The sequence below is a fragment of the Nocardiopsis chromatogenes YIM 90109 genome (assembly GCF_000341185.1).
Lineage (GTDB): Bacteria > Actinomycetota > Actinomycetes > Streptosporangiales > Streptosporangiaceae > Nocardiopsis_A > Nocardiopsis_A chromatogenes.
The window spans coordinates 1-24,527 of the sequence record NZ_ANBH01000020.1; the positions used below are offsets into that span (position 1 = coordinate 1).

Consider the following 24,527-nt stretch of genomic DNA (forward strand, 5'->3'; position numbering starts at 1 on the left):
CCGCGGCGGCGTCGGTGGCCGAGGTGCGGTCGATGGTGGAGCAGGTGCGCACCGTGCACGTCGCCCCCGGGGTGCGCCGCTACGTGGTGGACCTGGTGGCCGCGACCCGCACCTCCCCCGCCCTGCGGCTGGGCGCCTCTCCGCGCGCCACCCTGCACCTGGTGCGGGCGGCCCGGGCCTACGCCGCCCTGGAGGGCCGCGGCTACGTCGTGCCCGACGACGTGCAGGCGCTGGCGGTGCCGGTGCTGGCCCACCGGCTGCTGCTGGCGCCCGAGGCGCGGGTGGAGCGCCGCACCGCCGAGCAGGTCGTCGCCGACCTGGTGGCGCGCCTGCCCATCCCCAGCCCCCGCTGACACCGGGCCCGCCGGGCCCGGCCCCTGCTGAGAGGTGAGCCCCCTGCACGCCTTGACCGCCCGAGGTACGGGACTGCTCGTATTCGGCGCGGCGCTCCTGTGCGCCGGGCTGTACGTCGGCGAGCGCACGCTCGTCGCCGCGGCGGTCCTGCTGCTCGCGCTGCCCCTGCTGTCGCTGCTGTCCCTGGCGGGTGTCGGGCGGTCGCTGGTGCACAGCCGCACCCTGCGCCCGCCCCGGGTCGCCGCCGGGTCCCAGGCGGTGGTCATGGTCCGGGTGGCCAACGCGAGCGCGGTGCGCCCCGTCGGCGGGGTGCTGGCCGAGGACACCGTGCCGCCCGGCTGGGGCGCGACGCCCCGGTTCCCGGTCGGCCTGCTCCCGCCGCGGCGCGTGCACGACATGGCCTACCGCATCGAGGCCCCGCGGCGCGGGCTGCACGCACTGGGGCCGCTGCGCGTGACCGTCACCGACCCGCTGGCCTGCGCCCGGGTCCGCAGGACCCTGGGCGGGCCCGAGTCGCTGCTGGTCACCCCGCGCCTGGTGGCGCTGGGGCCGGGCGGGCCGCACGGCGGCGCCGCCGATCTGGGCGAGAGCCCGGCCCGGTCGATGGCGGCCGGGGGCGAGGACGACCCGGTGCCCCGGCCCTACCAGCGCGGCGACGACCTGCGGCGGGTGCACTGGCGCAGCACCGCCCGGCACGGGGCGCTGATGGTGCGCCGCGAGGAGGCGCACCACGCCGAGGACGCCGACGTGCTCGTGGACATGCGGGCGGCCGCCCCCTCTGACCCGGTCCTGGACACCGCGGTGGGCGCGGCCGCGTCCGTGGCGGTGCACCTGCAGGCGCGGGGGCGCCGGGTGCGGGTGGTCACCGGGGCGGGCCGGATCGCCGAGGCCGACGGGGCCCAGGGCGGTGCGGCGCGCCTCGTGGAGGCCCTGGCGCTGGCGCCGCAGGCCGCCCCGGACGCGGTGGGCCCCTGGGCCCTGGCCGGGGCCGAGGCGGGCGGAGGCCCCCTGGTCGCGGTGGCCGGGCCGCTGGGCGCCGCCGACGCGGCGGCGCTGGCGGCGGCCGGCGGCGAGCGGGAGCGGGTGGCGGTGCTGTGCGCCCCGGACGCCCCGGGGACCGCCGGCGCCGCCTCCGCCCTGGCCCGGTCGGGCTGGCGGGTGCTGGACGTGCGCGCGCTCGACGACCTGCCCGCCGCCTGGGCGGCCCTTCCGGCCGCGACGGGGGGTGGCCGATGAGGGCCCGGGTGCACGCGGTCGTCCTGACACTCGCGGCGGCGGCCGCGGTGCTGTGCTCGCTTCCGCTGCTGTCGCCGCTGTTCCGCGGGCCCGGGTGGGCCGGTACCGCGGTCGCCGTCGTCGTCGTGATGGCGCTGGCCGGGGCGGTGCTGCGCGCCGTGCCGCGCGCCGCCCCCCTCGCGCCGCCGGTGCAGGCCCTGGCGGCGGTGGTCGCGCTGAGTGCGCTGGCCACCCCCCAGGACGCGCTCCTCGGGCTGGTCCCCACCGGGGGCGCCGTCGAGCGGGCCGCCGAGATGTTCGCGCAGGGGCGGGCCGAGATCGACGCCAGCCCGCCGCCGATCGGCGCCACCCCCGCCATGGCGCTGATCGTGGCCGTCGGCGCGGCCCTGGTGGCGCTGGTCGCCGACCTGTTCACCGTGGTGGCGCGCACGCCCGCGCTGGTCGGGCTGCCCGTGGCCGCGTTCGCGTCGGTCCCGCTGGCCGTCGACGACTCCGGGGTGGGGGCGGGCGCCTTCGCCCTGGCCGCCGGGGGGTATGTGGGGCTGATGGCCGTCGACGGGCTGCTGCGCGGCGGCCGGGGTGCGGCAGGGGCGCCCGCGGCCGCGGGCGGCCCCTCGCGCGCGGCGGGCGCGGTGTGGCACACGGTGGCGGGGGCCGGTGCCGCCGCCGGGGCGCTGGTGCTGGCGCTCGTGGTGCCGCTGGCGGTTCCGGGCCTGGCCGACGGCAGGGTGCACCGGCTGGCCGACCCCGCCCGGTTCGGCGAGGAGGTCGTCACCACCCAGCACCCGCTGGTGTCGCTGCGCCGCGACCTGGCCTCGCGGTCGGACTCGGTGGTGCTGGAGTACACCACCGCCGAGGACTCCCCCGCCTACCTGCGCACCTACGCCCTGGACACCTTCGACGGCACCGACTGGACGATGGCGCCGCTGCGCACCGGGGACGGCGCCCGGGTCGGCGGGGAGCTGCCCCGGCCGCCGGGGCTGAGCACCGCGCTGTCGCCCCGGGAGGTCGACACCCGGGTGCGGCTGGAGCAGGCGCCGGAGGAGGCCGGGTTCCTGCCGCTGCCCTACCCGGCGCGCGGCGTGGACATCGGCGGCGAGTGGTACGCCGACCCCGAGTCGCTGATGGTGTACAGCACCGAGGACCAGGACGTCGGCTCCCGGTACACGGTCACCAGCCTGGCGCCGCCCGACCCGGCCGAGGTGGCCGAGCGGGGGGCCGGGCCCCGGGTCGACGGGCGGTTCACCGACGTGCCCGGCGGGGTGGACCCGCGGGTGGCCGAGCTGGCGGCGTCGGAGACCGAGGGGGCCGACGGGCCGCTGGCCCAGGCGGTCGCCCTGCAGGAGTGGTTCACCGCGCAGAACAGGTTCACCTACTCCCTGGACCCGCCGGAGGTGCCCGAGGGGGACGACCCGCTGGCGTCCTTCCTCTTCGAGGACCGGGTGGGCTACTGCGAGCAGTTCGCCGCCGCGATGGCGGTGATGGCCCGCACGCTGGACATCCCCGCCCGGGTGGCGGTGGGCTACACCTCGGGCCGCCAGGTGGGCGGGGACCGGTGGGAGGTGCGCGAGTCCGACGCGCACGCCTGGCCGGAGCTGTACTTCGAGGGGGTGGGCTGGCTCCGGTTCGAGCCCACGCCCTCCTCGGGGAACGGGCAGGGGTCGGCGACGGTGCCCGGCTACGCCACACCCGAGGCGCTGGACGGGCCCGAGGAGCCCGGTGCGGCGCCGTCGCCGGACCGCCCCGAGGACGAGGCCCCCGACCCCGACTCCCCTGAGGAGACCCAGGAGCCGGAGGACGAGGAGGAGCCGCAGGCCGGAGGCGCCGACGAGCCGGAGGAGCCGCAGGGCGGCGCCGGTCCGCCCGAGTGGGCGGGCACCGCCGCGGCGGCCGCCGGGGCCGGGGCCGGGGTGCTGGCGCTGCTGCTGCTTCCGGCGGCGGCACGCACGGTGGTGCGGCGCTCGCGTGTGGCCCGTGCGGGCGGCGCGTCCGCGCCCGCCGAGGCGGCGGCCGCCGCCTGGCGGGAGGTGCGCGCGCTCGCGGTCGACCTGGGCCTGCACTGGACGCCCGCGGAGTCCCCGAGGGCGGCCGCCCGCAGGCTCGCCGGGGAGTGCGGCCTTTCCGAGGCGGACGGCGAGGCGCTGTGGAGGTTGGCGCTGGCGGAGGAGGCGGCGCGCTACGCCCCGGCCCCGGCGGCGGCCCCGCCGGGTGCCCTGGTGGCCGACCTGAGGAGGGCGGGAGCCGCGATCCGGCGGTCCTCCGGCAGGGGGACGCGCGTGAGGGCGGTGCTGCTGCCCCGTTCACTGGTGGACCTCGGAGCCGCGCGCGGCGGGCCGAAGGCGGCGGCGACGGCGTAAGGGGGCCGCGGGTCCTCTACGGCTCACCGTTCGGAGACGCTCCGGGGAGTAGCCCCCTGCCCCCGCCGGAACCGCCTGCGGTGGTCACGTCACCTGGAGTGGCACGAACCCCGCCTGACCAGGTCGGCCCGCCGGTTACCGCTCCGGGGGAGATCCGGCCCACCGCCGAAGCCCGGGTTTGCGGCCGCCTTTCGGCGGGCGGCTCTGCCCCTGCCCCGGCGATGTCCCCCGTCTATCTGCGGACCGCCTCCGCCTGACCGGTCAGCGAGATCGTCACGGCCTCAAGCCCCCTGCGTCGGTGCTGTGACCCTTGCCCTGCCTCTCAGCGGTCGGCCTTCGGCCGCCCGCTCGCGGAGGCCGTGGCCACCACGGCGGCCGAAGGTTGCCTCACTCCAGTGCACGCGGTCGGCGGCGTTCACCGCCGACGCCGTCGGCCACCGGGCGACGGCGGACCGCCGGGCGCCGTATCCCGCCGGACCTCGACCACAGGAGAGCGGCCCGGGCGGCCGGGGTGGCGGTCCGGCCCTCTCCCGGACTGCCCCGCCCCGCCGCTCCCCTGCCCCCGGGGGGCTCGGCCTCCGATGGTGTCCGCGGAGTTCTCGGCGGCCGTGACCGCAGATGTCCGGGCGCCCGGTCAGGGCTCGAAGGCGGACCGGACCCCGCCCGGAGCCGTGGCGACCGCGCCTGCTCGGTCGGATGGAGGTTCCGCCCAGGGCGTGTTGATCGGATCATGGCCGTAGAAGGCGTCGGCAGCGTCATGTCCATCGCGAGGCCGCTGCGCTTCCCCGAGAAGCAGGGCAGTCGGCCTGGGTGTGTCGTCAACCGATGAGAACGCAGGAGGGGCGTGCCTTGGCGCCGCGCAGCAGGCGATGATCTGATCAACACGCCCTGGATCGTCGATGGGAAATCTCTGAACCCGCTGCGGACACAGCGAGGGGCGCCCGCGGTCGGTGCGTGCGGACCGGGTGCGCCAGAGGATCGAGGTGGCGGGGCGGGTGATCTGGACGCTGAAGGACCGGTTGGGGCCGGCCGGTGCCGTTAACGGGGCACCGGCCGCGTCGCCGCGTCCGGCGGCCGGGCCCGCCGACGGGTGCGGCCGCAGCGCGTCCGCCGGGGGCTCCCCGGTCGTCCGCCGCCCTTCCGCCCCACGCGTCACACGGCCGGAAACGCGCGTCCCGCCCCGGGGCCGCAGACGCGAGAAGGCGCGCCCGGCCGTCAATGGTCGGGCGCGCCTTCTCGCGTCGTCGTCCAGCTGCGGCTACGCAGACTGGCCCGTCGGTGTGGGTACCGGCCAGAGCCGGGCGGTGGCGCCGTCGAGGACGGTCAGCCGTCGCCCTCCTGGCGGCGGCGCCAGCGCTCCTCGAAGCGGTGCATCATGCCGGGCTTCTGCTGCCGGGGCTGCTTGGCCTGGGCCGGGGAGGCGTTCCCCCCGCCCTCGGTGCCACCGGAGCCCTTGCGCCAGCCCGACAGGCCCCACAGGGCGCAGGCCAGCATGATCAGGAACCCCAGCGCGCCCACCGCAGGCTGCTGCAGGATCATTCCGCCCATCAGGACGGCGATCCCCAGGACGAAGCCGATCGACGCCTTGATGATCCAGCGCTTGTAGTGGACCGCGGGGTTCGTGTGTCGAACGGTGTTCGCGAACTTCGGGTCCTCGGCATACAGCGCCTGCTCGATCTGGTCGAGCATTCGCTGCTCGTGTTCAGAGAGCGGCACGGCGCCTCCCAAAGACAGTCCCCGGTTGGGGCGACGGGTACTGAACGACGGTCTGTTGGTCAGTGATATGCCCAGAATACGGTGCCTTAGCGCCTACTGGAAAGAAGCGCTGAGCCTGTAGCCGTCCCACATCGGTCACATTACCCTCACCGTCTAAGCTCCACACCGGTACGGTCACCCCGCTTCCACTGCTCCTCCGGCCCTGTGGGCGATCCGGCTCGGACCGACCGCCGGGTGTCCCTGCATTGTTCCCTCGGCGCCGCCCGGCAACCCGGGGCCGATCGGACGCCATCGCACGGACGAACGCCCGGTGTCGGCTGAACGTATGGTCCGACGCGATAGTGCCGGAATCCGTTCCCTTTCACATCCGGACCCGCCTCACTCCTGCCCGTCGCGCCGTTCGGCGAGGCTGGCCGGGCGCAGCGCGCCGCTGCCGAAGCGCTCGGCCACGGCGTCCATCACCCGCTCGGCCTCGCGCCAGCCCTGCTCCGGCTCGTCCAGGGTGGGCTGGTGGTGGGCCTCGGAGGCGGGCATGACCCCTTCGACCCGCACCCCGACCAGCCGCAGCCGCACCCGGTCCATCCCCGCGGCGGCGTAGAGGTCGCGGGCCACCGCGCTGATGTCCCGCGCGACGTCCGTGGGGTCGGGCAGGGTCCGCGAGCGCGTCACCGTGGTGAAGTCGGCCCGGCGCAGCTTCACCACCACGGTGCGCCCGACCTGGCCGGAGGCGCGCAGTCGGCGGGCGGTCTTCTCCGACAGGCGCAGCAGCTCGCGGCGGATCGCCGCGGGGTCGTCCACGTCGGAGGGGAAGGTCTCCTCCGCGCCGATGCTCTTGTCCGGGGAGGTCGGCACCACGGGGCGGGGGTCGCGCCCCCGGGACAGGTCGGCGAGCTGCTCGCCCAGGGCGCGGCCGAGTTCGGCGCGGAGCGTGTCCCGGGGCACCCGGGCCACGTCTCCGACGGTGCGCAGGCCCAGGCGGGCCAGGGACCGCTCGGTCTTCTCCCCCACCCCGGCCAGGGCGCCGACCGGCATGGGCTCCAGGAAGGAGGTGACGTTGCGGGTGGGGACCAGCAAGAGCCCGTCCGGCTTGCAGCGGGTGGAGGCGAGCTTGGCGGTGAACTTGGTGGAGGCGATCCCGACCGAGCAGGTCAGCCGCTGCTCGGCGCGGACCCGTTCGCGGATGTGCTCGGCGATGCGCACCGCACCGCCCAGGCGCCGGCGCGCCCCGGAGACGTCGAGGAAGGCCTCGTCCAGGGAGAGCGGCTCCACTTCGGGGGTCACCGAGCGGAATACGTCCATGACGGCCTCGGAGACCTGCCGGTAGGCGGCGCCGTCGGGCGGGAAGACCACGGCGTCGGGGCACAGGCGCAGCGCGCGCACCATCGGCATCGCCGAGTGCACGCCGAAGGTGCGGGCCGGGTAGTTGGCGGACGAGACGACCCCCCGGGGGCCGGTTCCGCCGACGATCACGGGCTTGCCCCGCACCTCCGGGTGCTCCAACTCCTCGACGCTGGCGAAGAAGGCGTCCATGTCGATGTGGAGGATGCCGCAGTCGTCCTCGTCCTCGGGGCGGGCGGCGCTCAGCGGCTCGATGCCGTCGGCGCCGACCATCCCCCGGACGGGTTCGCCCCGCTCAAGCTGCCGTCGGCTCATGTGTCCAGTGTGCCCGCCGTCGGCCCCGGGTCGGGACGGTGGAGGTGTGACGGCGCAGCAGCTGCGCCGTCGCCGCTGACCGCAGAGACCGCGCACACCCCCGCACCCTGAAGGCGCCTACGCCGTGGGCCCGGTGTCCCCCGGGAGGTGGGCCACCACGTGCAGCTGGGTCGCGATCCCCGCCAGTTCGGGGCGGGAGGAGGCCTCGCGCTCCAAAGCGGTCAGCTCCTCCTCCTGCACCGTGCCGGTGTCGTAGGCCCGGCCGGGCAGCAGGTCGGAGAAGACGCCCACCCCGCGCACGCGTGGGCCCTCCAGGCCCGCGGCGGCGGCGAGGGCCACCAGGCCGTCGGCGGTGAACCGGCGCGGCATGGGGTCGGAATCGCCCCAGCGCCCCTGGGGGTCCCGGAGCACCTGGTGCGCCTCGGCCACCCCGCCCTGCAGCACGCGGTGCAGCGCGGCGGCCGAGGCGTTGGCCGCCAGCACGCTCACCGCGCCGCCGGGGGCCACGGCGGCCGCGACGTCGGCCAGCGCCGCCCGCGGGTCCTCGACGTACTCCAGCACGTTGTGCACGAGCACCAGGTCCGCGTCGCCCGCCGGGAGAAGCGACGCCAGGTCGCGGGTGTCGCCCTGCAGGCCGCGGACCCGGACCCCGCCGTCGGCCGCGCGGCGCTCCAGCGCCGCCAGCGAGTCGGGGCTGGGCTCGACCACGGTCACCTCGTGCCCCAGGGCGGCGAGCGGGACCGCGGCCCCTCCGGTGCCGCCGCCCGCGTCCACGATGCGCAGCGGGCCGCCGCCGCGGCGGTCCCCGCCGCCCAGCTCGGCGAGCAGCTCCCGCAGGGCCTCCCACACCACGGCGCTGCGCGCCGTCCACGGCGCCGACCGGGCGGCGGCCCGCGCCGCCTCGCCCTCCGCGGTGCCGACCGCCTTCTCGCTCACGCAGTTCCCTTCCCGTGGAACGTTCCCCGGGGGCGACCCCGGCGGCGCCGCACACCGGCGCCGGTCCCGGACCCTACCGTCCCGGTTCCCGCCGGGTGCGCCGTTCGGGGCCCCCGCCCCGGATCCGTCGGTCCCCGGCCGTCGCTCCGGCCGTTCCCGGGCGGCGCCCGCCGCCCGGCGCGGCCGCCGACCGGCCCGGCGGGCGCCCTACAGGGCCAGCCGGGCCTTGTTCTCCATCAGGCGCGAGAGCAGCCCGTTGACGAAGGTCGGCGACTCCTCCGTGGACAGCTCCTTGGCCACGGCCACCGCCTCGGCGATGGCCACCCCGTCGGGGATGTCGTCGGCCCACAGCAGCTCGTAGGCGCCCATCCGCAGGATGTTGCGGTCCACGACCGGCATGCGCTCCAGCGTCCACCCGATCGCGTACTCGTCCAGCAGCGCGTCGATCCGCCCCCGGTGCTCGTCGACCGCCGCCGCCAGCTGCTCGGTGAACTCGTTGATCGGCGGCTCGGGCTGGGCCCGCCGCCGCTCGATCACCTTCGGCACCGTCGCGCCGCGCAGCTCGGCCTCGTAGAGCACCTCGATCGCGCGTCTGCGGGCCTTGCGCCGCGCCCCGCTCACTGCCGTTCCCCCCGTTCGCCGTCGACGTCCCGCATCAGTTGACGCGGCCGAGGTAGTCGCCGCTGCGGGTGTCGACCTTGATCTTCTCACCGGTGGTGATGAACAGCGGCACCTGGACGACGGCGCCGGTCTCCAGGGTGGCGGGCTTGGTGCCGCCGGTGGAGCGGTCGCCCTGCACGCCCGGGTCGGTCTGGGAGATCACCAGCTCGACGGCGGCGGGCAGCTCGACGTAGAGCGGGTTGCCCTCGTAGGTGGCGACCGTGACGACCGCGCTCTCCAGCAGGTAGTTCGCGGCGTCGCCGACGACGTCCTGCGGGACGTTGAGCTGGTCGAAGGTGTCGTTGTCCATGAAGACGAAGGAGTCGCCGTCGTGGTACAGGTACTGCATGTCACGGCGGTCGACGTTGGCGGTCTCGACCTTGATGCCGGCGTTGAAGGTCTTGTCGACGACCTTGCCCGAGGTGACGTTCTTGAGCTTGGTGCGGACGAAGGCGCCCCCCTTGCCGGGCTTGACGTGCTGGAACTCCTGGACGCTCCAGAGCTCGCCGCCGTCGAGCTTCAGGGTCATGCCGTTCTTCAGGTCGTTCGTCGTGGCCACTTCGGTCGTCTCTCCAAGGGGTCGGTGGGGCCCGGTCCTCCGGCGCCGGTGCGCCAGAGGGCCGCGGGGCGCGGTCCGGCCGTCCGGCTCCGGGCGCCGCCCGCCNNNCCCGCCCGGGCGGCGCCGCGCGCCGGTTTCGTACACGGCAGTCTATTGGCGTCCTCCCGGTCCTGGTGAACCGGGATTCCTCCCACCCGCGAGGCGCGGGTCTCGGTGGGTTCCCGCTTCGGCGACCGGTGCCGGCGCCGTGGCCGGTCCCACTCGGTCTCCGCGGGCTTTCGAACCCGAAGGCTCCGTTCCCGCCCTTCCAGCGGTACCCGACCGGGCCAGCCTACCGGACGCCGGGCCGTCCAGCGGCGGTTCGGCCCGCGCACGGGCGGTGTGCGGGCCGGTCGTGCCGTGCCGGGGACGGGCCCCGGCACGGCCGGGGGCCGGACGGGCACGCCTCAGGAGGCGGCGACCGCCTCGTAGGCGGTGTCGAGCATCTCCTCGGTGGGCCCCTCCAGCACCCCGGGCTCGGCCGGGCCGTCGAGCACGATGAAGCGCAGCACCGCGCCGCGGGTCTTCTTGTCCACCCGCATCGCCTCGCGCAGCTCCGGCCACACCTCGGCGGCGTAGCCGGTGGGCAGGCCCACCGAGGTCAGCACCGACCGGTGCCGGTCCACCAGGTCGTCCCCGATGCGCCCGTGCAGGCGGGCCAGCTCCGCGGCGAAGACCATGCCGATCGCCACCGCGTACCCGTGCCGGAAGGTGTAGTTCTCGGCGCGCTCGATGGCGTGGCCCAGGGTGTGCCCGTAGTTGAGGAACTCCCGGCGGCCGCTCTCCTTCAGGTCCGAGGAGACGATGTCGGCCTTGACCGCCACGGCGCGCTCGATGAGCTCGCGGGTGTGCGGCCCGTCGGGGCGGGTGGCGCCCTCCGGGTCGTCCTCCACCAGGTCGAGGATGGCCGGGTCGGCGATGAAGCCGGCCTTGACCACCTCGGCCAGCCCGCCGATGTAGTCGGCGCGCGGCACCCCGGGCAGGGTGGCCAGGTCGCACAGCACCCCCGCCGGGGGGTGGAAGGCGCCCACGAGGTTCTTGCCCTCGGGGGTGTTGATGCCGGTCTTGCCGCCGACCGCGGCGTCCACCATGCCCAGCAGGGTGGTGGGCACCAGCACGCAGCGCACGCCGCGCAGCCAGGTGGCGGCGGCGAACCCGGCCAGGTCGGTGGTGGCGCCGCCGCCCACGCCCACCACGGCGTCGGTGCGGGTGAAGCCCAGGCGGCCCATGCGCGACCACAGGTCGGCGGCGACGGCCGCGTCCTTGGCGGCCTCCCCGTCGGGCACCGGCATGGGGTGGGCGCGGTACCCGGCGGCCTCCAGGGCGCCGACCGCGGGGCGGGCCAGCTCGCCCAGGCCGCGCGGGTGCACCACGGCGACCTGTTCGGCCCGCCCGCCCACCAGGGCGGGCAGCTCGCCGAACACGCCGCTGCCGATGACGACGTCGTAGGGGGCGGCCGGGTCGGCCACGTGCACGCGGGTCGCGCTCACCGGGCGCCCCCGTTCCGGCCGCGCTCGGGCAGCAGCTCCACGATGGCGTCCACGACCTCCTCGGGGTGGCGGCCGCTGGTGGAGACGGTGGCGGTGGCCAGCCCCTCGTAGACGGGCAGCCGCTCCTCCAGCAGCTTCTTGAGCCGGGCCCGGGGGTTGCCCGCCAGCAGCGGGCGGGCCTGGTTCAGCCCGACCCGCTTGGCGGCGTCCTCGAACTCCACCTGGAGGTAGACGACGTGCCGGCCGTCCAGGTCGCGGCGGGTGTCGGCGTCCAGGACGGCGCCGCCGCCCACGGACACGACCCCGTCCCATTCGGCCAGGGTCTCGGCGACGACCCGGCGCTCCAGGGCGCGGAACGCCTCCTCGCCGTCCTCGACGAAGATGTCGGCGACCGCCTTCCCGGCGCGCGCCTCGATCTCGGTGTCGGTGTCGCGCAGCTCGGCGCCCAGGCGGCGGGCGAGCGCCTCGCCGACGGTGGTCTTGCCCGCCCCGGGGGGTCCGATGAGGACCGTGATCGGTGTGCTCATGGCGTTCAGGTGATCTCCAGCGCGTCCATGTAGGCCTTGAGGTTGCGCGCGGTCTCGCCCGCCGAGTCGCCGCCGAACTTCTCCAGCGCGGCCTCGGCGAGGACCAGGGCGGTCATCGCCTCGGCGACGACGCCGGCGGCGGGCACCGCGGTGACGTCGCTGCGCTGGTGGTGGGCCTGGGCGGGCTCGCCGGTGACCACGTCGACGGTGTCGAGCGCGCGCGGGACGGTGGCGATGGGCTTCATGGCGGCGCGCACCCGAAGCGGCGCGCCGGTGGTCATGCCGCCTTCGACGCCGCCCGCGCGGTTGGTCCGCCGCCGGACCCCGCCGGGGCCGGGCTCGATCTCGTCGTGGGCGGCCGACCCGCGCCGGGCGGCGGTGCGGAAGCCGTCGCCGACCTCGACGCCCTTGATGGCCTGGATGCCCATGAGGGCCCCGGCCAGGCGGGAGTCCAGGCGGCGGTCCCAGTGCACGTGGCTGCCCAGGCCGGGCGGCAGCCCGTAGGCGAGGACCTCCACGACGCCGCCGAGGGTGTCGCCGGACTTCTTGGTGTCGTCGACCTCCTCCACCATGCGCGCGCTGGTCTCGGGGTCGAACACGCGCAGCGGGTCGGCGTCGACGCGCTCCAGGTCGCCCGGGCCGGGCTGGGTGCCCTCGGGCACCTCGACCGGCCCCATGGCGACCACGTGGCTGAGCACCTGGACGCCGAGCACCTGGTCGAGGAAGCGGCGGGCGACCTCGCCCACGGCGACGCGGGCGGCGGTCTCCCGCGCGCTGGCGCGCTCCAGCACCGGGCGCGACTCGGCGTGCCCGTACTTCTGCATCCCGGCGAGGTCGGCGTGGCCGGGACGGGGCCGGGTGAGCGGCGCGTTGCGCGCGGCGTTCTCCAGCTCCTCGGGCGGCACCGGGTCGGGGGACATCACCTTCTCCCACTTGGGCCACTCGGTGTTGCCCACCTCGACGGCGATGGGCCCGCCCTGGGTCAGGCCGTGCCGGACGCCCCCGATGAGGCGTACCTCGTCCTGCTCGAACTTCATCCGGGCTCCCCGGCCGTACCCGGCGCGTCGGCGGCGCAGCGCGGCGGCGATGTCGTCCGAGGAGACGGACACGCCGGCCGGGAGGCCCTCCAGGATCGCGACCAGGGCCGGCCCGTGGGACTCACCCGCGGTCAGCCAGCGCAACATGGCACGATCTTCCCACGGCGCGGGTGCGGACCACACATCGGAGGCGCCGTCGCGTCAGGTCGGGGCCGCGGCACCCCGGTGGGCGCCTCAGGCGGTGAACGCCGCCAGCGGGTCGCCCAGCAGGACGACGGCCAGGGCGCCGCCGATCATGAACGGCCCCAGCGGGATCTCGGTCTTGCGGGTGGCCCGCCGCAGCAGGATGAGGACCAGGCCCACCAGGGCGGAGGCGAGGAAGGCCAGCAGGGTGCCCGACACCACGCCGCTGAACCCGGCCTGCCATCCCAGGTAGAGGCCGAGGAGCCCGGACAGCTTCACGTCGCCCCACCCCATCCCCGCGGGGTGGATGAACCAGAGCACGAAGTAGAACGCGGACAGTCCGGCGCCGCCCGCGGCCGCGCCGATCAGGGCGCCCCATTCGGGGCCCGAGGTGAGCGCGGCGGCGGCGACCAGGGCGGCGGCGAGCGGGTAGGAGCGCAGGACCAGCACGTCGGGCAGGCGCTTGACGCGGGCGTCCACGACGGCCAGCACCATGCCCACGGCGGCCAGGAACAGCATCGCCGCCACCCCCACCGGGGCGGTCCGGCCCTCGGCGGCACCGGCGGCCAGGCCCACCGCGCCGAAGAGCACCGCGCTCCCCCAGACCACCAGGGGCGACCCGGGCAGGGGACGGCCGCATCCGGGGCAGGCGCCGCGCAGCGCGAACCCGCGCACCGCCGGGACCGGCAGGGCGCGCAGGAACGGCACGGCCGAGCCGCAGTGCGGGCACGACGGGGGCGGGGGGCCGGACTCGTCACCGGGCTCGGGGTCGTGCGCGACGAACAGCCGGACCAGCCGCCCGGACGCGGCACCGACGGCGGCGCCGACCAGCGCGAGCACCACGGCCAGGGCGATGTCGAGGGGGGTGGGCATGCCCGGAAACCTACCGGAATCGGGCGGTGCCCGTGGCGGGGGCGGAGGGGAGCGGGCCGCGCCCGGCGGGCGGCCTTCGGCCGTGTGCCGATGGGGGCGGCACCGGCCGGTACTGCGCACGGACGGTCCGAATGGAAGGGAGGAGCGCCGGTCAGTACTCCGAACATGGAGCAGGCCCCGGTTCAGGAGCGCAGCGATCGCGCCGACCCGGCCGGACGGAGGCCCCGCACGGCAGGCGGCGCGGCCGGAGTCGCGCTCGGCGGGCGCGGGCCCTCCGCTCGGGCCTCAGCCGTCCTTGCGGGCGCGCACCACGGCGCTCAGTTCCACGCCGCCGGGGAGCATGGGGGCCAGCTCTGCGGCCAGGCGCTCGGCGACGCGGCGCAGCTGGGCGTCGTCGCGGCGGTCCAGCTCCAGGCGCACCCCGATGTCGCCGCGCTCGGAGGCGTGCACCCGCACCCGCTCGATGCCGAACTCGGTGTGGGTGATCCGGTAGATGACGGCCAGCACCTGCGGGTCGTCCTTGGGCTCGGGCACCTCGCCGCGCTCGGCGAGCACGCTCAGAAAGCGCCCCTGCACGGTGTAGGGGAAGGGCCCGGCCACGTCCACCACCAGGGCGTCGGCGCCCTCGTCGACGGCGGCGCGGCACGCCTCTCCGGTGGGCACGGGCACCGGGCGGGCGTCCTCGCGCCACCGCTTGACCGCGTCGACGCTGGTGAAGCCGAGCACGCCGCGGCGGCCGTCCTTGCCGACCATCACCGGCAGGGCGACCTCGCTCTGCTTGTCCACGGCCAGCCCGCCCGCGCCCTCGCCGACCTCGGCGGCGACGGCGACCACGGGCACCAGCAGGCGGGAGGGGGCGAGCGCGGCCAGCACCTGGCGGTCGCCGACCTCCCCGCGGGAATGGGCCTCCAGGCGCGCCGCCACCTCGGGGTCGGCGGAGCCGTCGTCGTCTCGGTAGCGCTGGGCGCCGGTGATGGTCGGTCTCGTCACGACTGGGGACTCTACCCACACGCGCGCGGTGCAAGGGGGCCGAACGGCGGTTCGCGCGCCGGGGCGAGTCAGAAGTCACCCCCGGGGTAGGCGAGGCGCCGTTGCCGTCCGGATTACTCGGCCTTGGAGGTCGCTCCTGCACAATCGGAACACCGGTGCCGGTGGCGTCCACCGGCACGGACGAGGGGAGAATCCATGACGCAGACGCCTGAGCACGGGCTCTACCCGGGCACGTGGCGGATCGACCCCGTGCACTCGGTGGTCGGGTTCACGGTGCGGCACATGATGGTCAGCAAGGTGCGGGGGCGCTTCGACGGCTTCGACGCGGTCCTCACGGTCCCGGAGGACCCGCTGGCCTCGAGTGTGCGGGCGACCATCGACCCGGCCTCCATCGACACCGACAACGAGCAGCGCGACAACCACATGCGGTCGGCGGACTTCTTCGAGGTCGAGGCCTACCCGGAATGGACCTTCGTGTCCACGGGGGTGCGGCCGTCGGGCGAGGAGTTCCTGCTCGGGGGCGAGCTGACGATCAAGGGGACCACGCAGCCGGTCGAGCTGTCGCTGGAGTTCAACGGGGCCCTGAAGGACGCCTTCGGGATGCAGCGGGCGGGCTTCCACGCCGAGACGCAGATCAGCCGCAAGCAGTTCGGCGTCGACATCGAGATGCCGATGGAGGGCGGCGGCGTCGTGGTGGGCGACCGCATCAACATCGAGATCGACGCCGAGTTCACCCTGCAGGAGGGGTGAACGGGGGTTCGGGGCGGCGCGGCGGGGGCGCGCCGATAGCCTCGGAGGGACCGGGCCGGGGCCGCCGTCGGCGGGCGGCGGCCCCGGCCCGTGCCCNCCGTCTGAAGGCTCCCCGTTCGCGCCCGAGGTGGTCCGGGCCGTCACCGCGCACATGAACGACGACCACGCCGAGGACACCCTGCTGATCTGCCGCGCGCTCGGCGGGGTACCCGGGGCGTCGGCGGCCCGGATGACGGGTCTGGACGGCGTCGCGGGCGAGTACGCCGCCGAGGTCGGCGGCGAGGAGGTCGCGGTGCGCATCCCCTGGTCGCAGCCGCTGACCGAGCGCGCGGAGATCCGCCGCGAGGTGGTGCGCATGTACAGGGAGGCGTGCGAGCGCCTGGGGGTGGAGCCGCACGCGGAGCACTGACGCCGCGGCCCGCGCCGCGCGCCCGCGCCCCTTCCGCCACGGGCCGGTCCCCGGCCCTCCTGTGTCACCGCCGGTCCTTCTCCCCCGACCCTCCCCTTTTCCGCCCCCGGCGGGACATCCGTGTCCCAGGTCACCACTAGGGGAAGAATGGGGCATCGGTCCCCCGTCCCGCGGCCGCGGCTCGCCTAGTGTGGGAGGCGCCGAGTCCCCCTCCCGGTCCTTTCCGGTCCGGGCCCGACCGCAGACGAAGGACGCCGCGCGCACGATGGCCGATCCTCAGCACAGCGACCCCGACACCCCCTCCGACCCGGCCGCGCCGACCACCCGCCTCGGCCCGGTCGCGGAGAAGAAGAAGACCCGGTGGGTCACCCGCGTGCTGCGCCCCGGCGGGGACGACAGCGGCCCCACCGTCCGCGTCGGCCGCCAGGGCGGCGCCTCCGGGGTGGGCCCCGGCGGCCCGACGGCGCGCACGGCGCGGGCGTCCGCGCCCCGGCAGTCGGCCCGGCAGTCGGCCCGGCCCGCGGCCGACGCCACCGCCGTGCACCAGGCGGGGCGGACCGCCTGGTGGCGCCGGGCCGTGGCCGCCGTCTCCTCCTGGTTCGCCCGCATCGTGGCGCGGGTGGTGGTCGGCCCGGCCGGCGACCTCGACTACGCGGTCCCGGCCGACCTGCGCCGCCGCTACACGGTGCTGGGACGGGTCGGCGCGGGCGGGGAGGCCGTCGTCTACCTGGCCGAACCCGCCGCCCCGGCCGGGGACGGCCCCCGCACCCGGCTGGCGCTGAAGGTGTACCGGCCGGGCCACGACATCAACCGGGAGCTGCTGGAGCGGCTGCGGGCGCGCGGCACCGCCGACCCGCACGCGCCCTCGATCCACGGGTACGGGCACGCGGGCAGCACCTGGGGCGACGAGGTCGCCTGGGAGGCCCAGGAGTACTTCCCCGAGGGGTCCCTGCGCACCCTGCTGGAGGGGGCGCCGCTGGAGGACGGGCGCGCCCGGGAGCTGGTCGAGGCGGTCGCCGACTGCCTGCGGCACTGGCAGGAGGAGCTGCAGCACAACCACACCGACGTCAAGCCGGAGAACCTGCTGATCCGGTCGGCGGACCCGCCGGTGTTCGCGCTGACCGACTTCGGCGGGGCGGTGCGCGCCACCATGAGCCGCGTCTACGGGACGCTCGCCATCACCGAGGAGTACGCCGCCCCCGAGGTCGTGGAGGGGCGGCGGGAGGCGCCCGCCGCCTGGTGGTCGCTGGGGGTGATGGCGCACGAGATGGTGGCCGGGCGGCGCCCGCCGCGCCGGGAGAACTGGCTGACCGCCCGCACCGACGAGATCGACGTGTCGGCGGTGGCCGATGAGCGGTGGCGGCTGCTGGTGCGCGGGCTGCTGGCGCCGGTCCCGGCCGAGCGGTGGGGCGCCGAGGAGGTGCGCCGGTGGCTCGACGGGGAGACCCCGCAGGTCGCGCGGGCGGGCCGGAACGCGCCCATCGTGTTCGCCGACACCACCCACGCCGACCCGCCCAGCCTCGCCTTCGACCTGCTGGACCGGTCCGACAAGGGCGCCATGTGGCTGCGCACGCACTGGTCGTCGCTGCGCACCTGGCTGGACCGGGAGGTCAACGACTACACCTTCGACCGGGAGCACCTGACGGTGCTGCAGGACCGGCCCGAGCTGGCGCACACCGCCATCAGCGCCCTGGCGGCGCACTACATCCCCGGCATGACGCCGCGCTACCGGGGTCTGGACATCAGCGCCGACGGGGTGCTGGCGCTGGCCACCGGGGAGCGGGCGCGGCACGCGCTGCTGCGCGAGGCCGTCGAGACCGGGGCGGTGGGCCTGGCCGCGCGGCACTGGTGCGGGCACCCGGGCTGCCATGCCGAGGGGGCGCACCGGTGCGCCCTGCTGGAGCGGGTGCAGCACGAGGTGCCGCGGGTGATGCGGGAGGCCGAGGCGTCGGTGCGCCGCCTGGCCGAGCAGGGGGCGGGCGACTTCTCCGGGGTCGACCGGCACGGCTGGGACGGTGCATGGGCGCACGCGGCCGAGCTGGTGCTGGACCCGGAGGCGGCGTCGCGGGAGCGCCGGTGGCTGCGCTCGCAGGCGTGGAACCCGGCGCAGCGGGGCCCGGCCTGGCACGCCGACTGGTGGGCCGGGCTGCGGCGGTCGGCCCTGGCGGGGGCGCCCGGGGACATCGGCACCAACGCGGCGCTGGTGGCGCTGGACCTGGTGACCCCGGTGGCGACCGCGGTGGGCGCGGAGGCGCGCAGGCGCGAGCAGGCCGAGGGGCGGATGCGCCGCAAGGAGCGCTGGGAGAGCGCCCGCCGCAAGAGCGGCGCGGCACTGGCGTCGGCACGCGGCCATCTGACGAGCGTGACCCACCGCAAGGACCCCGGCCAGGGGCAGGACGCGCCCGGTCGGCCCGGCGGCCCCGGCGGCCCCGGCGGTCCCGGCGGTCCCGGCCAAGCGGAGCCGGGACGGGCATGGCCGTGGCAGAGGCCCGGACAACCGGGCCCGGGCCAGGCCGGGCGGCAGCCCTACCCCCCGTACGACCCGAACGACCCGCTGGCGCGTTACCGCCCCGCCCAGGGCCCGCAGGGGCAGGACCGGCGGGACAGGACCGCGAAGGGCCTGCGCCAGATCGAACGCGCGATGACCGCGGGCCGCTGCCGCCGCTTCGCCTACCCGGCGGCGCTGCTGGGCCTGCTGGACGCGGTCGGCAGGGCGACGCTCCCGCCGGAGGGGTTCTTCCCGTCCAGCGACCTGGTGCTGGGGTTGTACGAGGGGCTGCTGGGGTTCCGCCACAGCGCCCCGGTGACGGCCGTCGCCGACGGGGCGTCCGCCTTGGCGGGCCTGGTGCCGGGCGGTGCGGCGATGCAGTGGTGGTCGCCGCTGGTACTGGCCGTGGTGCTGGTGCTGCTGGGCAGAACGGCCGCGTCGAAGAAGCGCAAGGCCCGCACCCAGCTGGGCGCCTACCGCCTGGCGGTGGCGGGATCTGCCGCGATGCTGATCCTGCTGGCCGCCGGAGGCCTGCTGACCCTGGGGGCCGGAGTCCTGGTCCCCTTGGACGGCCTGCTCGGTGGATGAACCGGCCCGGCCGCCCGCGCCCCGGTCCCCCGCTGCCCTGATCTCCCCTGCAGGGCGCGTCCGCCGGAGCGGCATCGTTCCCAGCCCGATCCGGGCGAACGCCATCGCCCGCCGGGTCGCCGAAGTGCGGGCCGGAGAACGACGACGAGGAGAGGTCGGCGACCCTCGCGGGAGCACCGTCGGCCGCCGGGCGTGCGGATGGTCGCCGTGATAGGCGGCGACGGCGAGAGCGGGGCGGTTCCCCGGCCCTGCCTGCCGGGCGGCGGGTTCTTCGTGGTCCGGGAGGCGGCGACGACGAAAGCGACCGGCCCTCCGCTGTCGGCCGCCCAGTGTGTACGTGGTCGGTGTGCCTGGCAGCGACGGCACAAGCGGGGCGGTCCCCCAGCCCTGCGTGCCGGGCGGCGGATTCCTCGGGGTCCGGGCAGGTGGCGGCTGGGCCGATGCCGTGCTCGCGGGCTCCGGCCGGGCGGCGGGTGGTCGGGGCGCAAGGGAAAGCAGCAGCGACGAAGGAGGTCGGCGGCCCCACTTGCAGCGCTGTCGGCCACCCGGCGTGTGCGTGGTCACCGAGATGGGCGGCAACGGCGAGAGCGGGGCGGTTCCCCGGCCCTGCCTGCCGGGCGGCGGGCCCCTCGCGGTCCGGGAAGGCTGCGGCCACAGCTGGTACCCCACGCACCGGCTCCGGCTGGGCGGCGGGCCGCCGGGGTGACAGGTGAAAGGCGGCGACGAGGAGGCGCGGTGGCCCTCGCCGCAGCGCTGTCGGCCGCTCGGCGTGTGCGTGGTCGCCGTTGATGGCGGCGACGGAGAGAGCGGAGCGGTTTCCGGGCCCTGCTTGCCGTCCGGCGGGTTCCTCCCGGTCCGGGGCGGCGGCGCGACCAGGGTGGGCGAATGGTCGTCCGCGCTCGTGGCGGCCGCCAGGCCGGTGCGCAGGCCCGGAGGGACCCCGAGGGCACATACCGGGCATAACAGGCGCGCGGGGCGAGGGCCAGTGGTCCAAGGCGGTGGAGCCGCCACCTGATCGGCGGTTCCGCGTCGGTTCCGCCGCGCGGGGTGCCCCGGGGGCACTCCCGGGGTCCGGAAGGCGGGTTCCGGGCCTGCCGGTACCGGCCCGGCGTCCGGTTCGCCCGGTTCCTGAGGTGCAGGGGCGCCTCCCGCGCCCCGTTCGACGGCCGGGGCGGTCCGGCGGACAGTGCGGGCGTACGTTCACCGCGACACGTGAACGCGATTCGGCGCCAGCAGACCCCTAAACGGCACACCCGGGCCGTTTGCCGAGCCCGGCGTCACTGTGTGTAGCCGATATCGGCCCCGCGCGACCCCTGCGGGTCCGGCGGAGGGGTCCGGGCGGCGCCGTGCCCGCCCCTGCAGCCAACCGGAACACCCCAGATGGGAGCGAACAGGACATCTCGCCTCCAGAACCTGTTCTGGAATCGCGCTCTTCGTCACTCCGGGACTACCGGGAACGTCGCTGGGCGCGCTTCCCGGCCCCGCCCGCACCTAACGCGGAGTATTCACCCAGGTCACAGTGCTGACGAGGTTCGCCGCGCCTATCCGGCGGCCGCCCCGGGTGTCGAAGAGCGTGAACCCCGGGGCCCCGCCAACCCGCCCGGACCACCCGGGACCCGCCGGACGGCAGGCGGGGCCTGGGAACCGCCCGGCTTACCCCGTCGCCGCCCAACACGGCGACCACGCGCACGCCCGCCACCCGACGACGCTGCCGGAGGGGCCGCCGACCTCTTCCTCGTCGCCGCCCACCACCCCACAACCCGCCGAGCCGCCGCCCGGCCGGGGCCCTTGAACGGGGCACCAGCCGGGCCTCCACATTCTCGGACCCCGAGCCACCCGCCGCACGGCAAGCAGGGCCAGGGAACCACCCCGCTCTCGCCGTCGCCGCCCATCACGGTGACCATGCACACGCCCGACGGTCGACAGCGCTGCGCCAAGGGCCGCCGACCTCTCCCCGTCGCCGCCATCAACGGCGACCAACCACACGCCGGACGGCCGACAGCGCTGCCGGAAGTGCCACCAACCTCCCCCGCCGCTGCCTTCTGCCTTGCGCGGCGGGCGGCCGGGGCGGCGGGCGGGTACCGGCTGTTCCCGTTGCCGCCGATCACGGGGACCGACTACACGCCCGGCACCCGATGACGCTGCCGTAAGGGCCACCGACCTCGCCTCGTCACCGCTCCCGCTCCCAGGCCACCTGGCAGGCGGCGGACTCCCGGAAGCCGAGCGGAACCGGCCCGCCGCTCCGCGCGCAGGAGACCTGCCCCACAGGAGTGAGGTGGGCAGGAGCGGGGTGGGCCCGCCCGAGCGCGACGACTCATGCGGCGAGCGGTGGGGATGCCGCCGGAACCCAACGACCCCGCACACGCCCGTCACCCGACAACGCTGCCGGAAATCGCCACCGACCTCTCCTCGTCGCCACCCCGCACCCGGCGGTCCGGGGGAGCGCGTGAGTGGACCCGGGACCCGGTGCACCGCGCGTCTTGCCCCCGCACACGGCGGCGTCGGTCCGTCCCGGAGAACAGGCCGACGCCGGAGGGTTTTCGGTCTTGTCGAAATCGAGTGGCTGTGTCGTTCGTGCAGTGGCTGTGTCGTTCGTGCGTGGATCGGCCGGGGTCAGTGGGCCCCGGCCAGGCCGTCGCCTCCCAGGGTGAGCAGGGACCGCATGCGCTCCAGGTCCTCAGGGGTGTCGATGTCGTCGGGGCTCGCGACGTCATCGCAGGCCACGGTGGTCACCAGGTGGGAGTAGGCGCGCAGGAAGGGCCGCGCGCCCACGTCGCCCTCGGCCAGGGCGTGCACCGTCGGCCAGTGCTCGCGTCCCAGCAGGACGGGGTTGCGGGGGTTGCCGGCGTAGGTGGCCGCCGCCGCGCGGGCGCCGTCGGCGTAGGCCGCGATCAGCCGCTTCACCGCCGCCGAGGTGACCAGCGGCTGGTCGGCCAGCGCGATCACCACCGCGTCCACCTCCTCGGGCAGCGCCTCCAAACCCCTGCGCAGGGACGAGCCCATTCCGCTCTCCCAGCTGGGGTTGTTCACCTCCGCGGCCCCCTCGACCGCGATCGTCTCCGCACCCAGGACCACGTGGACCGGCAGGCACCCGCCCTCGCGCAGCACCCTGACACCACGGTCGGCCAGACGCTCCCCCGCCACCTCCACGGTGGCCTTGGGCCGCCCGAGCCTGCTGCCGCGGCCCGCGGCCAGCAGCAGGCCGGCGNGGGAGGCGGACGGCGCCGTGCTCGCGTGTGGTCATGCCGCGATGATGCCACGCCCGTCCGCGCCGGGCGCCGGGTTCACCGACTCCGACCCGGACCGGACACCCGAAACCGCCCCCGCCGGGCCCATTCGACCGGCTCCTCGGCGGGGGTTCACACCCCGGCCTGACCGGTACCGGCCGCCTCGGCCTGGCGGGCCAGCGGCTCGGTGTGGATCCGCCCCGTCGTCGAGCCCAGCGGCCGGCCGGACCCGCCCCACCGGGACTGGATCAGCTCGGCCGCGATCGACACCGCCGTCTCCTCCGGGGTGCGCGCCCCCAGGTCCAGCCCGATCGGCGAGTGCACCCGCTCCAGCCGCTCCTGCGGCACCCCCGCCTCCCGCAGCCGGGCCATCCGGTCGTCGTGGGTGCGGCGGCTGCCCATCGCCCCGATGTAGCCCGCCCGGGTGTCCAGGGCGGCCTCCAGCACCGGCACGTCGAACTTGGGGTCGTGGGTGAGCACGCAGATCGCAGTGCGCTCGTCCACCTCGTCGGCGATCTCGGTGAGGTAGGCGTGCGGCCACTTCACCACCACCTCGTCGGCGCGCGGGAACCGCTTGGGCGTGGCGAACACCGGGCGCGCGTCGCACACCGTCACCCGGTAACCCAGGTAGGCGCCGATGTCGGCGACCGCCGCGGCGAAGTCGATCGCGCCGAAGACCAGCATGCGCGGCGCCGGGGCGAAGCTCTGCACGAACACCTCGAGCTCGTCGCCGCGCCGCTGCCCGTCCGCGCCGTAGTGCAGGATGCCGGTGCTGCCCTGGGCGAGCATGCCGCGCGCGTCGTCGTCGACCGCCGCGTCCAGGCGGGCCCCGCCCAGCGTTCCCTCGGCGCCGTCGGGGCGGACCACCCGCCGCGCGCCCAGCCGCCCCGGGCCGCCGACGACCGTGGCCACCGCCACCGGCCGGTGGGCGTCCACCGCCTCGATCACCCCGGGCAGCTGCGGGTAGCGGCCCCGGTCCACCGGCTCCACCAGCACATGGAGGGTCCCGCCGCAGGTCAGGCCGACCGCGAACGCGTCGTCATCGCTGACCCCGTACTTCTCGCGCACCGGCTCGCCGGTGGCCATGACCTGCTGGGCCAGCTCGTAGACGGCGCCCTCCACGCAGCCGCCGGAGACGCTGCCGACCACCTCGCCGGAGGGGCCGACCGCCATCGCCGCCCCGGCCTCCCGGGGCGAGCTGCGGTAGGTGTCGATGACGGTCGCCAGCGCGAACGTGTCGCCGGCGGAGTACAGCTCCGCGACGGCCGAGCGGATGTCACGCACGTGCTCCTCCTCCTTCGGCGCGGCCGCGCGCCACGGCCCGCGCCAGTCGTTCCAGCGCCTCCAGGCTGTGCCCGGGGACGAAGTCGTCGATGTGGGGCAGCGCCGCCGCCATCCCCGCCGCCCGGGGGCGGTAGCCGGGCTGCGCCTTGTGGGGGTTGGCCCACACGATCCGGTGCGCCAGGCGGGAGAGGCGGGCCATCTGCCCGCCCAGCAGCGACGCGTCGCCGCGCTCCCACCCGTCGGAGGCGATGAGCACGACGGCGCCGCGGGCGGCGCCCCGGCGGCCGTACCGGTCGAGGAACTCCTTCAGTTCCTCCCCCAGGCGGGTCCCGCCCCGCCAGTCGGGGACGGGCGCCCCCGNGGGGACGGCCGCCCCGGCGGCGCGCAGGGCGCGGGCCGGGTCGGCGGCGGACAGTTCCCGGGTCAGGCGCGTCAGCCGGGTGCCGACGCTGAAGACCTCGGTGGCGCCCGGGTGGGCGCGCAGCAGGACGTGGGCGAGGCGGAGCAGCGGCTCTGCGTAGGGCGCCATGGAGCCGCTGACGTCGACGAGCACGACCGCCTTGCGGGGCCGGTCGGTGCGGTTGCGGTAGGACAGCCGCACCGGTTCGCCGTCGGTGCGCGCGGCGGCGGCGAGGGTGCGGCGCGGGTCGAGGCGCCCGCGCCGGGCGGGGGCCGTGCGGCGGGTGGGGCGCCGGGGCGGGTCGGCGCGGATGAGCGACACCAGGCGGGCGGCTTCGGCGCGTTCCTCCTCGGTGAGCAGCCCCAGGTCGGCGGTGCGCAGCACCTCGGTGCCGCTGGCGGCGGCGGGGCGGTGCGCCTCCGGGGCGCCGTCGTCGTCGCCGTGCTCCCCGCCGCCCGGGGCGAGCAGCGCCGTGAGGCGTCGGCGGGCGGGCGTCGGCAGGGCGGGGCGCGGGGCGGGCGGGGGCGCGCCGAAGTAGGCGACGAAGCAGGCGTCGTAGATGTCGAGGTCGGCGCGGGTCGAGCAGAGGGTGAGGCGCCCGGCCCAGTACACGCGGTCCGCGCGGGCGGGCGCGTCGACCGCGGCGAGGGCGTCGGTGAAGGCGAGGGCGCGGGTGGTGTCGGCGCGCACCCCGGCGGCGCGCAGGGCCCACACCAGGCCCAGCACCGGGGCGGTGTCCGGCGCGGGGGCGGTCGCCGCGGCGGCCGCCGG

19 protein-coding genes are annotated in these 24,527 nt (G+C 76.6%); 6 read left to right on the forward strand and 13 right to left on the reverse strand.

Going from position 1 to position 24,527, the window contains the following annotated elements:
- From D476_RS0101520 to D476_RS31780, 3 genes are all read left to right on the forward strand, one after another.
- On the forward strand, positions 1-353 hold a 353-nt coding region (locus D476_RS0101520), incomplete at its 5' end, for an AAA family ATPase (RefSeq protein WP_017622220.1).
- Positions 354-405: 52 nt separating this feature from the next.
- Positions 406-1,590, forward strand: coding sequence for a DUF58 domain-containing protein (locus tag D476_RS0101525; protein ID WP_017622221.1), 1,185 nt, complete (start codon positions 406-408; stop codon positions 1,588-1,590).
- Between the two features lie 8 nt (positions 1,591-1,598).
- Positions 1,599-3,947, forward strand: a complete 2,349-nt coding sequence (locus tag D476_RS31780; protein ID WP_017622222.1) for a transglutaminase family protein — start codon at positions 1,599-1,601, stop codon at positions 3,945-3,947.
- A 1,323-nt stretch (positions 3,948-5,270) separates the two neighbouring features.
- Here the strand turns inward: D476_RS31780 and D476_RS0101535 are convergent.
- From D476_RS0101535 to D476_RS0101580, 10 genes are all read right to left on the reverse strand, one after another.
- Positions 5,271-5,663 (reverse strand): DUF3040 domain-containing protein, encoded by a 393-nt coding sequence (locus D476_RS0101535; protein WP_040724905.1) that lies wholly within the window; start codon positions 5,661-5,663, stop codon positions 5,271-5,273.
- A gap of 378 nt (positions 5,664-6,041) precedes the next feature.
- Positions 6,042-7,274, reverse strand: coding sequence for a DNA polymerase IV (locus D476_RS0101540; RefSeq protein ID WP_017622224.1), 1,233 nt, complete (start codon positions 7,272-7,274; stop codon positions 6,042-6,044).
- Between the two features lie 159 nt (positions 7,275-7,433).
- Complete coding sequence (locus tag D476_RS0101545) at positions 7,434-8,252, reverse strand: methyltransferase (RefSeq protein WP_017622225.1); 819 nt, start codon at positions 8,250-8,252, stop codon at positions 7,434-7,436.
- Positions 8,253-8,459: 207 nt separating this feature from the next.
- Entirely contained in the window at positions 8,460-8,873 is a 414-nt protein-coding gene (nusB, locus tag D476_RS0101550; protein WP_017622226.1) for a transcription antitermination factor NusB, read from the reverse strand.
- A 34-nt stretch (positions 8,874-8,907) separates the two neighbouring features.
- On the reverse strand, positions 8,908-9,471 hold the full coding sequence (gene efp, locus D476_RS0101555) for an elongation factor P (protein ID WP_017622227.1): 564 nt from the start codon (positions 9,469-9,471) through the stop codon (positions 8,908-8,910).
- A gap of 446 nt (positions 9,472-9,917) precedes the next feature.
- Positions 9,918-11,000 carry a 3-dehydroquinate synthase gene (aroB, locus tag D476_RS0101560; RefSeq protein WP_017622228.1) on the reverse strand — a complete coding sequence of 361 codons (1,083 nt, stop codon included), beginning with the start codon at positions 10,998-11,000 and terminating at the stop codon, positions 9,918-9,920.
- Positions 10,997-11,527: a shikimate kinase gene (locus tag D476_RS0101565; RefSeq protein WP_017622229.1), complete on the reverse strand. Its 531-nt coding sequence runs from the start codon at positions 11,525-11,527 to the stop codon at positions 10,997-10,999. Before D476_RS0101565 ends, aroB begins: the two co-directional genes overlap by 4 nt.
- Before the next feature lie 5 nt (positions 11,528-11,532).
- Positions 11,533-12,711, reverse strand: coding sequence for a chorismate synthase (gene aroC / locus D476_RS0101570; protein WP_017622230.1), 1,179 nt, complete (start codon positions 12,709-12,711; stop codon positions 11,533-11,535).
- Between the two features lie 87 nt (positions 12,712-12,798).
- The gene (locus D476_RS0101575; protein WP_017622231.1) at positions 12,799-13,620 is read right to left on the reverse strand and encodes a prepilin peptidase; all 822 of its coding nucleotides are present in this window, start codon (positions 13,618-13,620) and stop codon (positions 12,799-12,801) included.
- Between the two features lie 285 nt (positions 13,621-13,905).
- On the reverse strand, positions 13,906-14,610 hold the full coding sequence (locus D476_RS0101580; protein WP_017622232.1) for an SseB family protein: 705 nt from the start codon (positions 14,608-14,610) through the stop codon (positions 13,906-13,908).
- 195 nt (positions 14,611-14,805) lie between these two features.
- Between D476_RS0101580 and D476_RS0101585 the strand changes: the two genes are divergently transcribed.
- From D476_RS0101585 to D476_RS0101595, 3 genes are all read left to right on the forward strand, one after another.
- A complete protein-coding gene (locus tag D476_RS0101585; protein ID WP_017622233.1) occupies positions 14,806-15,360 on the forward strand; it encodes a YceI family protein in 555 nt (184 codons plus the stop codon).
- A 151-nt stretch (positions 15,361-15,511) separates the two neighbouring features.
- A complete protein-coding gene (locus tag D476_RS0101590; RefSeq protein ID WP_051061551.1) occupies positions 15,512-15,769 on the forward strand; it encodes a DUF2470 domain-containing protein in 258 nt (85 codons plus the stop codon).
- A 265-nt stretch (positions 15,770-16,034) separates the two neighbouring features.
- Positions 16,035-18,845, forward strand: coding sequence for a protein kinase domain-containing protein (locus D476_RS0101595; protein WP_017622235.1), 2,811 nt, complete (start codon positions 16,035-16,037; stop codon positions 18,843-18,845).
- A gap of 2,613 nt (positions 18,846-21,458) precedes the next feature.
- Here D476_RS0101595 and D476_RS0101600 read toward each other — a convergent pair.
- The 3 genes from D476_RS0101600 to D476_RS0101610 form a co-directional block, all read right to left on the reverse strand.
- Positions 21,459-21,995, reverse strand: a complete 537-nt coding sequence (locus D476_RS0101600; protein ID WP_051061550.1) for a nucleotidyltransferase family protein — start codon at positions 21,993-21,995, stop codon at positions 21,459-21,461.
- A 209-nt stretch (positions 21,996-22,204) separates the two neighbouring features.
- Positions 22,205-23,356: an XdhC family protein gene (locus D476_RS0101605; protein ID WP_017622237.1), complete on the reverse strand. Its 1,152-nt coding sequence runs from the start codon at positions 23,354-23,356 to the stop codon at positions 22,205-22,207.
- Complete coding sequence (locus D476_RS0101610) at positions 23,349-24,482, reverse strand: vWA domain-containing protein (protein ID WP_040724908.1); 1,134 nt, start codon at positions 24,480-24,482, stop codon at positions 23,349-23,351. Before D476_RS0101610 ends, D476_RS0101605 begins: the two co-directional genes overlap by 8 nt.
- Positions 24,483-24,527: the final 45 nt, after the last annotated feature.